This is a genomic window from Streptomyces sp. NPDC034103, assembly GCF_055575395.1.
In genome coordinates this window covers 83,768-97,558 of record NZ_JBVISS010000016.1, presented here as the reverse complement: position 1 = coordinate 97,558, position 13,791 = coordinate 83,768, and the positions used below count along the sequence as shown (strand labels likewise).

Here is a 13,791-nt window from a genome sequence, read left to right as displayed (position 1 = left end):
GGTGAGCGGTGAGGAAATCGGGGATGCGACCCCCCGGTCCACAAGGGCGGCGCCCGTCGGCGTGGATCACGCCGAGCATGTACCGGCTGCGGCTTGGGGAGTTGGTGACCCGCCGCCGCCAGAGCGGCGTGGGAGGGGGTTCTGGCGGCGGCGGGAGCGGAGTGGGCCGGGCGGTCAGCCGGTGAGAGGTTCCTCAGGGGCATCGGTCAGGCTGGTCGCCAGCCACTGCTCGACGGCGGTGATGTGCACCGTCGCGGCCGAGGCGGCCAGCAGGGCGTCGCGTGCCCGGAGCGCGTCGAGGATCTGCTGGTGGTCGCGGTGCGCGTTGTCCACGGCGCGCCGGGCCTGGCTGCCGCGGACGATGCGGACCCGCTGGGTGCTGGTGGACAGCACGCGCAGCAGCATGGACAGCACCGGGTTGCCGACGGCTTCGATGATCCTTGCGTGGAAGGCGATGTCGTGGGCGACGAACTCCTCGACGGTGGCGGCCGACTTGGACTGTTCCAGGATGTCGCCGAGTTCCCGCAGGTCCTTGGGTGTCAGCAGTGCGGCGGCCAGCCCGGTCGCCTGCGGCTCCAGGAGCCTGCGTACCTGGATCAGTTGCAGGGCGGTCCGTCCCTGGGAGACGTCGGAGGCGAAGGAGAGCGTCTCCAGGAGGAGGTGGGGCTCCAGGCTGGAGACGTAGGTGCCGTCGCCCTGCCGCGCCATGAGGATGCGCATCGCGGTGAGCGCGCGGACGGCCTCGCGCAGCGAGTTGCGGGACAGGCCCAGCTGGGCGGCGAGGAGTTCCTCCTTGGGCAGGCGGGACCCGGGCGCCAGTTCTCCGGCGATGATCATCGCCTTGATCTTGTCCATCGCCTCGTCGGTGAGTGCCACGAGCGTGCCTTCCTGTGCCGGGGGAGGTGCGGGGTCCGCTCCGCCGTGCGGTACCGGGGCGGGGGCGGAGCGGCGCGCGAGCCGTGACTAGTCCTGCTTCTCGCCGGAGGCGAAGCGCGAGATGATCAGGGCGACGATGATGATGGCGCCGTTCAGGAACTGGTTCCACAGCGCCGGTACGCCCGCGAGCGTCATGACGTTGACGACGAGCTGGAGGGTGAGGACACCGGTGAGGGCGCCGAACACGGAGCCCTTGCCGCCGTTGAGGCTCACGCCGCCGATGACGGTCGCGGCGAACACCTGGAAGATCCAGCCGCTGCCCTGCGTCGCCGAGATGGAGCCGTAGTGGCCGCTGTAGAGGATGCCGGCGAACGCGGCCAGCAGGCTGCCGAGGATGAGGACGGCCCACACGATGCGGTCGACGCGGATGCCGGCGGTGCGGGCGGCCTCCGCGTTGCCGCCGATGGCGTACAGGGCCCGCCCGTGGCGCAGCCAGGCCAGTGCGCTGCCGCCCGCCGCGAACAGCATGGCGCAGATCCAGATGGCTGCCGGGACGCCGAACCAGGACGCCTTGCCCAGGTAGGTGAACGAGGACGGCAGGTCCACGATGGACTGGCCCTCGGAGAGGGCGACCTGCAGGCCGCGCAGCATGGTCAGACCGCCGAGGGTGACGATGAAGCCGTTGAGCCGCAGCTTGAGGATGAGGAAGCCGTTCAGGGCGCCGATCGCTACGCCGACCAGAAGGCACAGCGGGATGGCCATCCACTCGGGGAAGAGCCCGAGCCCGTTGAACCGCCCGCCGCTGGTGGGCAGGACGAGCCATACGGCGATGACCGGGGCCACGCCGATGGTGGACTCCAGGGACAGGTCCATCCGCCCGCAGATGAGGATGAGGGCGGTGGCGAGGACGAGCAGGCTCAGTTCGGTGGACTGCTGCGCCACCCCGATGAGGTTGTCGGCGGTGAGGAAGGCCGGCGAGACGATGAAACCGATCAGGCCCAGCACGAGGATGGCCGGGATCAGGGACAGTTCACGGAATCGGCCGAGGTCCAGCCGGCGCCCGGTGGTGTCCGCCGCGGCCGGCGCCGTCGTGCTCGGTGCGGGCTCCGTGACGTCTGTGGTGGTGGACATGTCTACCTTCCGTGCTGGTGAGTACCGGCCGCCGTGGACGCGGCGGGCGGGGTGGTGGTGTCGGCGACGCCCTCGATGGCGGCGACGACGTGCTCGTCCTTCCAGCCGCGGTCGAACTCGGCGACCACCCGTCCGTGGAACATGACCACGACCCGGTCGCAGGCTTTGAGGTCGTCCAGTTCGTCGGAGACGATCAGCGCGGCCTTGCCCTCGTCGGCGGTCCGCCGGATCCGGCCGAGAAGGAACTCCTTGGACTTGACGTCGACGCCGTTGGTGGGGCGGATGGCCACCAGCACATGCGGGTCGGTGGCCAGGGCGCGGGCGACCACGACCTTCTGCTGGTTGCCGCCGGAGAGCGCGGAGACCGGGGTGGCGGCCTGCGGGGTCTTGATGTCGAGGTCACGGATCATGTGCTGGGCGAAGGCCCGGGTGCGGGCGGGCAGCACGACGCCGAACGGGCCGAGCTGGTCGGTGACGGTGAGGGTCGCGTTCTCCGCCACGCTGCGGTTGTTGACCAGGCCCTGCAGATGCCGGTCCTCGGGGACGAAGCCCACTCCGGCGGCCAGGGCGGAGGGCACGCTGCCGGTGCGCACGTTCCTGCCGCCGACCGAGATGCGACCGCTCGTGGCGCGGTGCAGACCGGCGACGGCCTCACCCACCTGCACGTTGCCGCTGGCCGCCGCTCCTGCGAGCCCGACCACCTCGCCGGAGCGCACCGAGAGGGAGAGGTCCTCGCAGGTGCCGGACAGGGTCAGGGCGTCGATGCGCAGCAGCTCCGCCCCGTCGGCCGGTGCGGTCGGGGACGCGCTCGCGAGGCTGGTGGCCGCGGAGGCGGCCTCTCCGGTCATGGCCTCCACGAGCAAGCGGTGACCGAGTTCGGCCACGGGCGCGGTCAGGATGTGGGCCGCGTCGCGGTAGACCGTGACCGTGGTGCACAGGTCGTACACCTCTTGCAGGTGGTGGGAGATGAAGAGGAAGGCGACGCCCTGTTCCTGCAGGTCCCGGAGTTTGTCGAAGAGACGGCCGATGCCGCGGGCGTCGAGCTTGGCGGTGGGCTCGTCCAGGATGATGAAACGGGCGCCGAAGGACAGCGCGCGGGCGATCTCGATGAACTGCCGCTGTTCGACGGTCAGGTCCCTGGCCCGGGCGGCGGGGTCGACGGCCACGCCGTACTCGCCGAGAAGCTCCTCCGCACGCTGCCTGAGGTGCTTCCAGCGGATGGGGCGCACCGCGCCGGGGCTCTGCCGGTTCAGGAAGAGGTTCTCGGCGACGGTCAGCTCACCGATGATGGTGGACCGCTGGTAGACACAGGCGACCTTCGAGCGCCAGGCGTCGATGTCGCCGAAGGCGGGCGCCGGCGCGCCGGAGAAGCGCAGTGAGCCCGTGTCGGGCTGCTGGAGGCCGGTGAGGATCGACACGAGCGTCGACTTGCCGGCGCCGTTGCGTCCCACCAGGGCGTGCGACTCGCCCTCGGCGATGCTGATGCGGGCGTCGCGCAGCGCGACGGTGGCGCCGAACCGTTTGCTGATGCCGGTCGCCTCGGCGACCGGGGCCCGGGTTCCGGAGCCGGCCGCCGGGATGGTGGCGGTGTCCGCCATGGTGGGTACCGTCCTTCGGGGTACGGATGGTGGGGGAGCGCGGAGCGGGCAGTGGACCCGGATCCGGGGCGGGAGGCGCAGCCGGGGGAGGAGGGGCGAGGTCCCCGGCTGCGGCGTCGGTGCCCGCCGGGTCACTGCCCGACGGAGTTGCCCCACAGGGACTTGTCGTCCACGTTGTCCTTGGTCACCAGCGGGGCGGGGAGCTGGTCCTCCAGACCGTTGGGCAGCTTGATGATGGTGGAGTCGTGGTCGGTCGCACCCGGCTTGAAGGTCTTGCCCTCGGCGGCGGCCTTGGCGTAGTACAGCGCGTACTTGGCGTAGAGGTCGGCGGGCTGGGAGATGGTGGCGTCGATCTGGCCCTTGCGGATGGCGTCGAACTCCTGCGGGATGCCGTCGTTGGAGACGATGCTGATGTGGCCCTTCTGCCCGGCGGGCTTGAGCAGGCCCTTCTGCTCCAGCAGCGCCAGCGTGGGCTGCAGGAAGACACCGCCGGCCTGCATGTAGATGCCGTTCAGGTCCGGGTGCTGGGCCAGCAGCGACTGCAGCTTGGCGGAGGCGACGTCACCCTTCCAGTCCGTGGGGAGCTCGAAGACCTTGATCTTGGGGAACTTGGTCTTCATGCACTCGGCGAACGCCTCCGAGCGGTCGCGTCCGTTGATGGAGTCCAGGGCGCCCTGGAACTCGGCCACCTTGCCCTTGCCGCCGAGCTGCTTGCCGAGGAACTCGCAGGCCTTGGTGCCGTACGCCCGGTTGTCGGCGCGGACCACCATGTAGACGTCGCCCTTTTCGGGTCGGGTGTCCACACTGATGACCGGGATCTTCTTCGCCGAGAGGGATTCGAGGGTGGAGGCGATGGCGCCGGTGTCCTGCGGGGCCATGACGACGGCCTTGGCTCCGGTGTTCTGGAAGACCTGGACGTTGGCGACGAGCTTGGTGACGTCGTTCTGCGAGTTGCTGATCGGCAGGGCGTTGATGCCGTCCGTCTTGATGCCCGTCTTCAGGTACTGCGCGTAGGAGTTCCAGAAGTCGGAGTCGGAACGCGGCAGGTCGATGCCGATGGCCGGCTTGTCACCGCCCGAGCCGGCGGCTTCCGAGCCGCTGCGGTTGCACGCGGTGGCGAGGGTGAGGACCGCGAGCACGGCGGTGGCGGCTGCGGCGGTGGAGCGGGTGCGAGTGAGCTTCATGGCTGTGGTGTCTCCTTTGACGGGGCGGAGGACTGCGGGGCAGCGCGGAGAGGGAGGCGTATGCGCCGGCCGAGGATGACGGGCGAGTACGCGGGCCGGGCAGAAGGTGGCCCGGCACGAGACAGTGCGGACCGCGCCCGATGGGGACGGATCATGTGGGACAGCCGGTGCCGAAGGACAGAGGTCAAGCGCGAAGTTCGCATTCGTAGAAGAATGCGATCCATTCCTCCGATGTCTCTCGGACGCCGAGGACGTTACGACGACGTTGCCGAAGTTGACAAGCCTTCGCCGCCACTGAATTGCGCAGTATGACGGCGCAAGGCTCCGCAGCCCCGCCGGAAGGAGTCGGCAACCCGCCACCATCCCCTCGTGACCTGCAGTTCTTCCCAGTCCTCCGGTCGGGCTGCCGGGACCGGCACCGCCTCACGGTTCGGCAACGACGTCCGCGGCCGCTTCAGTCGCGGCGGCGGCTGAGGGGCGTGCCCGGGGGACCTGCCACCCGCACCGGGGATGCTCTGCATGCCGTCTCGCGGCTCCCACCAGCGGATCTTGCCGCACACAGCCGATGTCTCAGTCATCCGAGGAAACCTTCGCTCGCCGCCCTGGCCGTCCGTGATGCCGGAGCCAAGTCCCAGTAAATTCGGGCGAACTGGCAACGACAGAGAAAGACATCCGAGGTATTTGTTGTCAGTCGGCTTGGCTGCGTCTAAAGTCGCGCTGCCGGCCATACATCCGATGACTGGGAGGGGGCAGGGAGCTGGTAGCTCCCTCCTGGTCCGGTCAGGGCGCGGCCGGCGGCACGGCCCGTACGACCGACCGCCACCTTCCTTTCGAGAACCACCTACGGCAAGGGAACTGCCAGTGAAACTGCTACGAGTCGGTGCCCCCGGCGAAGAGCGGCCCGCTGTCCGCACCGACGACGGCCGGCTGCTGGACCTGTCCCGCGTGACCCGCGACGTCGATGCCGCGTTCCTCGCCTCGGACGGTATCGGCCGTGCCCGTGCCGCCGTCGCGGCGGGAGACCTGCCCGAGCTGGACGCGGACGGTCTGCGGATCGGCCCGCCCGTCGCACGCCCCGGCAAGATCGTCTGCGTCGGTCTGAACTACCGCGACCACGCCGCCGAGACGGGCGCGGCGATCCCCGAGCGGCCGGTGGTGTTCATGAAGGACCCGGGCACCGTCGTCGGGCCGTACGACGAGGTACTCGTCCCCCGTGGCTCGGTGAAGACCGACTGGGAGGTCGAGCTGGCGGTCGTCATCGGCCGCCGGGCACGCTACCTGGACGGCCCCGAAGCGGCCCGGGACGTGATCGCCGGGTACGCGATCAGTCATGACGTCTCGGAGCGGGAGTTCCAGCTGGAGTACTCCCCGCAGTGGGACCTCGGCAAGTCCTGCGAGACCTTCAACCCGCTCGGCCCGTGGCTGGTCACCGCCGACGAGGTCGGCGACCCGCAGGACCTCGGACTGCACCTGAGCGTCAACGGCGTGAAGCGGCAGAACGGCCACACCAGCGACATGATCTTCCCGGTCGACCACATCGTGTCGTACCTGAGCCAGTACATGGTCCTTGAGCCCGGCGACGTGATCAACACAGGTACCCCCGCGGGTGTGGCCCTCGGCTTGCCGGGCACGCCCTACCTCCGCCCCGGCGACACCGTCGAACTCTCCGTCGACAGGCTCGGCAGCCAGCGCCAGACCTTCGGCCAAGCGTGAAAGGCACCCCCTTGACTGCCATCTCAGCCCGGATCACCGCGGTCGACACCTACGACGTCCGCTTCCCCACCTCGCGGGAACTGGACGGTTCCGACGCGATGAACCCGGACCCCGACTACTCCGCGGCCTACGTCGTGCTGCGTACCGACGCCGGTGACGGCCTCGCGGGCCACGGTTTCACCTTCACCATCGGACGCGGCAACGACGTGCAGGTCGCCGCGATCGGCGCCCTGCGGCACCACGTCGTGGGCCGCTCCGTGCAAGAGCTGTGCGCCGATCCGGGCTCCCTCAGCCGCGACCTGATCGGCGACAGCCAGCTGCGCTGGCTCGGCCCCGAGAAGGGCGTGATGCACATGGCGATCGGCGCCGTCGTCAACGCCGTGTGGGACCTGGCCGCCAAGCGGGCCGGTCAGCCACTGTGGCGCCTGCTCGCCCACGCCGAACCCGAGTGGCTCGTGTCCCAGGTCGACTTCCGCTACATCGCCGACGCCCTCACCCCCGAGGACGCCCTCACCCTCCTGCGCAAGGGCCGCGAGGGTCTCGCCGAGCGCGAGACCGTGCTGCTGAACCGCGGCTACCCCGGCTACACCACCTCGCCCGGCTGGCTCGGTTACTCCGACGACAAGCTCACCCGGCTGGCCAAGGAGGCCGTCGCGGACGGCTTCACCCAGATCAAGCTCAAGGTCGGCGCCGACCTTCAGGACGACATCCGGCGGCTGCGCGTGGCTCGTGCCGCGGTCGGCGACGGCATCCGCATCGCCGTCGACGCCAACCAGCGGTGGAACGTCGGCGAGGCGATCGAGTGGACCAACGCGCTCGCCGAGTTCGACCCGTACTGGATCGAGGAGCCCACCAGCCCCGACGACATCCTCGGCCACGCCTCCGTACGCAAGGCGGTCGGCCCCGTGAAGGTCGCGACCGGTGAGCACGTGCAGAACCGCGTCGTCTTCAAGCAGCTTCTGCAGGCCGGCGCCATCGACGTGCTGCAGATCGACGCGGCCCGGGTCGGCGGCGTCAACGAGAACCTCGCGATCCTGCTGCTCGCCGCGAAGTTCGGGGTGCCCGTCTGCCCGCACGCCGGCGGAGTGGGGCTGTGCGAGCTGGTGCAGCACCTGTCGATGTTCGACTACCTGGCCCTGTCCGGTACCACCGAGAACCGGGTCATCGAGTACGTCGACCACCTCCACCAGCACTTCACCGCGCCCGTGGTGATGCGCGACGGGCACTACACCGCCCCCCTCGCGCCGGGCTTCTCCGCCACCATGCACGAGGAGTCCATCGCCGCCTACGACTTCCCGGACGGAACGTTCTGGACCGCCGACCGCGCCCAGCAGGAGAGTGCCTCATGACCGACCTGTCAGGGCTCAAGGCCCTCGTCACCGGCGGCGCCTCCGGTATCGGACTGGCCACAGCCCGCGCGCTGGCCGCGCAGGGCGCGGCGGTGGCCGTGCTCGACCTCGAACCCGCCGGGGTGCCCGAGCCGCTGCACGCCTTCAAGGCCGACGTCAGCGACGACACCTCGGTGCGCGCCGCCGTGGAAGGCGCCGCCGAGCGGCTCGGCGGCCTGGACATCCTCGTCAACAACGCGGGCATCGGCGCCATCGGCACCATCGAGGACAACCCCGACGAGCAGTGGCACCGCGTCCTGGACGTCAACGTCCTCGGCATGGTGCGCACCACCCGGGCCGCCTTGCCTCATCTGCGGCGCTCGGCCCACGCGGCGATCGTCAACACCGGCTCGATCGCCACCACCGCCGGCCTCCCGCAGCGCGCCCTGTACTCCGCCAGCAAGGGCGCCGTGCTGTCCCTGACCCTGGCCATGGCCGCCGACCACGTCCGCGAGGGCATCCGCGTCAACTGCGTCAACCCCGGCACCGCCGACACCCCCTGGGTGGCCCGGCTCCTCGACGCGGCGGACGACCCCGAGGCCGAGCGCGCCGCCCTGGGCGCCCGCCAGCCCATCGGACGCCTGGTCACCGCCGACGAGGTGGCAGCCGCCATCGTCTACCTCGCGAGTCCCGCCGCGGCCAGCGTCACCGGCACCGTACTCGCCGTGGACGGCGGCGTGCAGGGACTGCGGCTGCGTCCGGCGGCCCAGTCGTGAGGACCACCATGCTGGGCGGCAGCGCGGTGCAGGTCACGCAACTCGCGCTCGGCTGCGCGGGCATCGGCAACCTCTACCAGCCAGTCACCGAGGAGGCCGCCCTCGCCACCGTGGAGGCGGCCTGGGACGCCGGAATCCGCACCTTCGACACCGCGCCCCACTACGGGCTCGGCCTGTCGGAACGGCGGCTCGGCGCCGCGCTGCGCGGCCGCCCCCGGGGCACGTTCACCGTCTCCACCAAGGTGGGCCGGCTGCTCGTACCGAACCACGACGACGGCCTCGGCGACGACCTCGCGAACGGCTTCGCCGTCTCCGCGACCCACCGCCGTATCTGGGACTTCAGCGCCGACGGCGTGCTGCGCTCGCTGGAGGCGAGCCTGGACCGCCTCGGCCTGGACCGGGTCGACATCGCCCTCCTGCACGACCCGGACGACCACGCCGAGCAGGCCCTCACCGAGGCGTACCCGGCGCTGGAGCGGCTGCGGGCCGAAGGCGTGGTCGGGGCGATCGGCGTCGGCATGAACCAGTCGGCGCTGCCCGCCCGCTTCCTGCGCGAGACCGACATCGACGTGGTGCTGCTGGCCGGCCGCTACACCCTCCTGGACCAAGGCGGCCTCGCCGAACTGCTGCCCGAGGCCGCCGCCCGCGGCCGGAGCGTGGTCATCGGCGGGGTCTTCAACTCCGGGCTGCTCACCGCCCCGCGCCCCGGCGCCACGTACGACTACGCCCCGGCGGACCGGCCGGTGCTCGACCGCGCGCTGCGCCTGCTGGAGGTGACCGAACGCCACGGCGTGCCGCTGCGCGCCGCCGCTCTGCACTTCCCCTTCGGCCACCGGGCGGTCGCCGGCATCCTGACCGGCGCCCGTTCCCCCGAAGAGGTACGCGACACCCTCGAGCAGCTACGCCGCCCGATCCCGGACGCGCTGTGGGACGAGCTGCGCGCCGAGGGGCTGTTGACCCCGGACACCCCCGTACCCGCGGCCACGCCGTCGAAGGAGCCGTCATGAGGATCGCCCTGCACACCAAGGTCCGCGCCGACCGCATCGAGGAGTACGAGGCTGCCCACCGCGAGGTGCCCGAGGAGCTGACCGCCGCCATCCGTGCCGCCGGGGCGAGCGAGTGGACGATCTGGCGCAGCGGAACGGACCTGTTCCACGTCCTGGAGGTCGAGGACTACGCGGCGATGATCGCCGAACTGGAGAAGCTGCCGGTCAACATCGCCTGGCAGGCCCGGATGGCCGAGCTGCTGGACGTCGTCCACGACTACTCGTCGCAGGGCACGGACGCCTCCCTCCCGGTGGTGTGGCGGTTGTGAACCGCGTGGAGACCGAACCCGGCGTCATCGACGCGCACCATCACGTGTGGGACCTGTCCGTCCGCGATCAGGACTGGATCAGCGGCCCCGAACTCGCGCCGCTGCGCCGCGACTTCCTTCTCGCCGACCTGGAGCCGGAGGCCCGCACGGCCGGCGTCACCGCCACGGTGCTGGTACAGACGATCACCGTGCCGGAGGAGACCCCGGAGTTTCTTCAGCTGGCCGCGTGCAGCGACCTGGTCGCCGGCGTTGTCGGCTGGACGGACCTGACCGCACCCGATGTCGCCGACCAGCTCGCGTCGTTGCGCGCGGGCCCGGGAGGCGAGTACCTGGTGGGCATCCGCCACCAGGTACAGGCAGAACCGGACCCCCGCTGGCTGGTGCGCCCCGACGTGCTGCGTGGTCTGACCGCGGTCGCCGAAGCGGGACTCGTCTACGACCTCGTGGTGAAGCCCCACCAGATCAAGGCCGCGGCAGAGGCCGCCGCGCGCCTTCCGCACCTCACGTTCGTCCTCGACCACCTCGGCAAGCCGCCCATCGCGTCCGGCGCCCTCGCACCCTGGGCCGAGGAGACCCGACGGCTCGGCGCCCTCCCCAACACTCGCTGCAAACTCTCCGGCCTGGTCACCGAAGCCGACTGGGGCTCTTGGACCACACAGGATCTCAAGCCGTACGCCGACACCGTCCTGGACGCCTTCGGCCCCGGCCGGCTGATGTTCGGCTCCGACTGGCCCGTCTGCCGACTCGCCGCCGACTACGGCCAAGTCATCGCAGCCGCCCGCGAGTTGACGACCCAGCTCACCCCCGGGGAACGCCACCAGGTCTTCACCGGCACCGCCGCGCGGACCTACGGCCTGACCGTCACCGGCTCCCCAGGCCCACCCCAGGAAGCACCATGCGCATAGCTCTCTTCATCACCTGCTTCAACGACACCATGTTCCCCAGCACCGGCCGCGCGGTGACCGTCCTGCTGGAACGGCTCGGCCACACCGTGGAGTTCCCGCAGGGCCAGACCTGCTGCGGCCAGATGCACTTCAACACCGGCTACCGCCCCGAAACCCTGCCCATGGTGCGCCGCTTCGCGGAGGTCTTCGCAGGCTACGACGCCGTCGTCGCCCCGTCCGGCTCCTGCGCGGGCATGGTGCGCGACCACCACCGGGTGGTGGCAGCCCAGTACGGGGACAGCGCCCTCACCGAGGCCGTGGAAGAGGTGGTCCCGACGGTGTACGAACTGTCGGAACTCCTCGTCGACGTCCTCGGCGTCACCGACGTGGGCGCCTACTTCCCGCACCGCGTCACCTACCACCCGACCTGCCACTCGCTGCGCATGCTCCGGGTCGGCGACCGGCCACTGCGCCTGCTGCGCGCCGTCAGGGGCATCGACCTCGTCGAGCTGCCCGCCGCCGACTCCTGCTGCGGATTCGGCGGCACCTTCGCCCTGAAGAACCACGAGGTCTCCAACGCCATGCTGGCCGACAAGATGCGCCATGTCCAAAGCACCGGAGCCGAGTACCTGTGCGCGGGCGACAACTCCTGCCTCACGCACATCGGCGGCGGCCTGTCCCGGTTGCGTACCGGCATCGGGACCCTGCACCTGGCCGAGATCCTGGCCGCCACGGAAGGGGATGCCTGATGAGCGGCGCCGACAACGTCGTATGGCTGGGCACGCCGGCTTTTCCCGAGGCCGCGCGTGAAGCGCTCGCCGACACCCGACTGCGCGCGAACCTGCGCCGGGCCACCGCGACCATCCGCGACAAGCGGCTGGCGGTCACCGCCGAACTCGACGACTGGGAGGAGCTGCGCGAGAGGGCGGCGGCCATCAAGCGCCACACCCTGCGCCACCTCGACCACCATCTGCTGCGGCTGGAGAAGGCGGTGACCGCCGCCGGCGGCACGGTCCATTGGGCCGCGGACGCCGCCGAGGCCAACCGCATCGTCACCTATCTGGTGAAGGCGACGGGCGAGAGCGAGGTCGTCAAGGTCAAGTCGATGGCCACCCAGGAGATCGGCCTCAACGAGGCGCTCGCCGACGCGGGCATCCGTGCCTACGAGACCGATCTCGCGGAACTCATCGTGCAGTTGGACGGCGACCGCCCGTCCCACATCCTCGTGCCGGCCATCCACCGGGGCCGCTCCGAGATCCGGGAGATCTTCCTGCGGGAGATGGGGGAGTGGGGCAGAGCGGCCCCCGAGGGCCTCGGCGACGACCCACGCGACCTCGCCGAAGCCGCCCGGCTGCATCTGCGGGAGAAGTTCCTGCGGTGCAAGGTCGCCGTCTCCGGCGCCAACTTCGCGGCCGCCGACACCGGCACGGTGATGGTCGTGGAGTCGGAGGGCAACGGGCGGATGTGCCTGACCCTGCCGGACACCCTCATCACCGTCATGGGCATCGAGAAGGTCCTGCCCTCCTTCGCCGACCTGGACGTCTTCCTCCAACTGCTGCCACGATCCTCGACCGGCGAGCGGATGAACCCGTACACCTCGCTGTGGACGGGCGTCACCGAAGGCGACGGCCCCACGAACTTCCACCTGGTGCTGCTCGACAACGGCCGCACCGCCACCCTGGCCGACGAGGTGGGCCGACAGGCCCTGTCCTGCATCCGCTGCTCGGCCTGCCTGAACGTCTGCCCGGTGTACGAGCGCACGGGCGGCCACGCCTACGGCTCGGTGTACCCCGGACCGATCGGAGCCGTACTGACCCCGCAGCTCGTCGGAGTGGAGAACGCGGCCTCACTGCCCTTCGCCTCGACCCTGTGCGGCGCCTGCTACGACGCCTGCCCCGTGAAGATCAACATTCCGGAGGTGCTGGTCCATCTGCGTGCCCAGGTCGTGGAGGCCAAACGCCGCAGCCGGCTCCTGCCCACCGCCGAGGCACTGGCCATGAAGGCCGCCGGATGGGTCATGTCCTCCCCGAAGCGGCTCGCGGCAGCCCACCGGCTGGCCGCACTCGGCGCCCGCCTCGTCGCCCGCGACGGCCTCATCGGTTCCCTGCCGGGCCCGCTGGCCCGCTGGACCGGCACCCGCGACACGCCGGCACCAGCCCGGGAGTCCCTGCGCGCGTGGTGGCGCCGCACCAGAGCCGTGAACGAAACACCCCGTACGACGACGGAAGAAGAGGGACGCCGATGAGCGGCCGCGACACCGTGCTGCGGGCGGTCAGGAACGCCCTGACCGACGTGCCCCGCGCTGAGAACCCCGACGGCCCACTACCCCCACACGGTCACCGCAACGACCCCACGGGGCCGGACATCGTCGAACTCTTCAGCGAACGCACCGCCGAATACCGCGCCACGGTGGTCCGCGTTCCGGCGGCACGTGCCGCTGCCGCGGTCAAAGACGCGCTGGCACGCACCGGAGCACGTTCGCTGGTCGTACCGCCGGGCCTGCCCGCCGATCTGATCCCCGAGGGACCCTGGACGCTGCTGGAGGACACTCCGCCGCTGACGCCAGGACAGCTCGACGCGGCGGACGCGGTGCTCACCACCAGCGCGACCGCCATCGCCGTCACCGGGACCGTCATCCTCGACCACGGCCCCGGCCAGGGCCGCCGGGCCCTGACCCTCCTGCCGGACCAGCACATCTGCCTGGTCCGCGAGGACCAGATCGCCCCCGACGTACCCGAGGCGCTGAGCCGACTCGATCCGTACCGGCCCCTGACACTGGTGTCCGGTCCCTCGGCGACCAGCGACATCGAGCTCGACCGGGTCGAGGGTGTGCACGGCCCGCGGACACTGGACATCATCGTCGTCGCGGCCACGTAAGGGCCTGAGGTCATGTCCGCCGCTCTATGGCGGCCTGAGGGAGGTGCTGCGCGGGGCGCGCCACGAGGTCGCCACAGACATGCACCATGGAGGATGTCGCCCACTTCGG

General features: G+C 70.9%; 13 protein-coding genes. 9 read left to right on the top strand and 4 right to left on the bottom strand.

Going from position 1 to position 13,791, the window contains the following annotated elements:
• Positions 1-174: 174 nt before the first annotated feature.
• From ACZ56U_RS32130 to ACZ56U_RS32115, 4 genes are all read right to left on the bottom strand, one after another.
• Positions 175-876 carry a FadR/GntR family transcriptional regulator gene (locus tag ACZ56U_RS32130; protein ID WP_469087438.1) on the bottom strand — a complete coding sequence of 234 codons (702 nt, stop codon included), beginning with the start codon at positions 874-876 and terminating at the stop codon, positions 175-177.
• Between the two features lie 87 nt (positions 877-963).
• Positions 964-2,007, bottom strand: coding sequence for an ABC transporter permease (locus tag ACZ56U_RS32125; protein WP_469087437.1), 1,044 nt, complete (start codon positions 2,005-2,007; stop codon positions 964-966).
• 2 nt (positions 2,008-2,009) lie between these two features.
• Positions 2,010-3,605 carry a sugar ABC transporter ATP-binding protein gene (locus ACZ56U_RS32120; RefSeq protein ID WP_469087436.1) on the bottom strand — a complete coding sequence of 532 codons (1,596 nt, stop codon included), beginning with the start codon at positions 3,603-3,605 and terminating at the stop codon, positions 2,010-2,012.
• A gap of 131 nt (positions 3,606-3,736) precedes the next feature.
• Positions 3,737-4,789 carry a sugar ABC transporter substrate-binding protein gene (locus ACZ56U_RS32115; RefSeq protein WP_469087435.1) on the bottom strand — a complete coding sequence of 351 codons (1,053 nt, stop codon included), beginning with the start codon at positions 4,787-4,789 and terminating at the stop codon, positions 3,737-3,739.
• An 861-nt stretch (positions 4,790-5,650) separates the two neighbouring features.
• On the opposite strand from ACZ56U_RS32115, the gene ACZ56U_RS32110 reads away from it, so the two are divergent.
• The 9 genes from ACZ56U_RS32110 to ACZ56U_RS32070 are packed head-to-tail and all read left to right on the top strand — an operon-like array spanning position 5,651 to position 13,682.
• Positions 5,651-6,502: a fumarylacetoacetate hydrolase family protein gene (locus tag ACZ56U_RS32110; protein WP_469087434.1), complete on the top strand. Its 852-nt coding sequence runs from the start codon at positions 5,651-5,653 to the stop codon at positions 6,500-6,502.
• 11 nt (positions 6,503-6,513) lie between these two features.
• Positions 6,514-7,851 (top strand): L-fuconate dehydratase, encoded by a 1,338-nt coding sequence (locus tag ACZ56U_RS32105; protein ID WP_469087433.1) that lies wholly within the window; start codon positions 6,514-6,516, stop codon positions 7,849-7,851.
• The gene (locus ACZ56U_RS32100; RefSeq protein WP_469087432.1) at positions 7,848-8,606 is read left to right on the top strand and encodes an SDR family NAD(P)-dependent oxidoreductase; all 759 of its coding nucleotides are present in this window, start codon (positions 7,848-7,850) and stop codon (positions 8,604-8,606) included. The genes ACZ56U_RS32105 and ACZ56U_RS32100 overlap by 4 nt, the downstream gene beginning before the upstream one ends.
• Positions 8,603-9,613, top strand: coding sequence for an aldo/keto reductase (locus ACZ56U_RS32095; protein ID WP_469087431.1), 1,011 nt, complete (start codon positions 8,603-8,605; stop codon positions 9,611-9,613). Before ACZ56U_RS32100 ends, ACZ56U_RS32095 begins: the two co-directional genes overlap by 4 nt.
• The gene (locus ACZ56U_RS32090; RefSeq protein WP_469087430.1) at positions 9,610-9,921 is read left to right on the top strand and encodes an L-rhamnose mutarotase; all 312 of its coding nucleotides are present in this window, start codon (positions 9,610-9,612) and stop codon (positions 9,919-9,921) included. The genes ACZ56U_RS32095 and ACZ56U_RS32090 overlap by 4 nt, the downstream gene beginning before the upstream one ends.
• A gap of 5 nt (positions 9,922-9,926) precedes the next feature.
• A complete protein-coding gene (locus ACZ56U_RS32085) occupies positions 9,927-10,826 on the top strand; it encodes an amidohydrolase family protein (RefSeq protein ID WP_469087523.1) in 900 nt (299 codons plus the stop codon).
• Positions 10,817-11,554: a (Fe-S)-binding protein gene (locus ACZ56U_RS32080; protein ID WP_469087429.1), complete on the top strand. Its 738-nt coding sequence runs from the start codon at positions 10,817-10,819 to the stop codon at positions 11,552-11,554. Before ACZ56U_RS32085 ends, ACZ56U_RS32080 begins: the two co-directional genes overlap by 10 nt.
• The gene (locus ACZ56U_RS32075) at positions 11,554-13,050 is read left to right on the top strand and encodes a LutB/LldF family L-lactate oxidation iron-sulfur protein (RefSeq protein ID WP_469087428.1); all 1,497 of its coding nucleotides are present in this window, start codon (positions 11,554-11,556) and stop codon (positions 13,048-13,050) included. Before ACZ56U_RS32080 ends, ACZ56U_RS32075 begins: the two co-directional genes overlap by 1 nt.
• On the top strand, positions 13,047-13,682 hold the full coding sequence (locus tag ACZ56U_RS32070) for a LutC/YkgG family protein (RefSeq protein WP_469087427.1): 636 nt from the start codon (positions 13,047-13,049) through the stop codon (positions 13,680-13,682). Before ACZ56U_RS32075 ends, ACZ56U_RS32070 begins: the two co-directional genes overlap by 4 nt.
• Positions 13,683-13,791 lie beyond the last annotated feature (109 nt).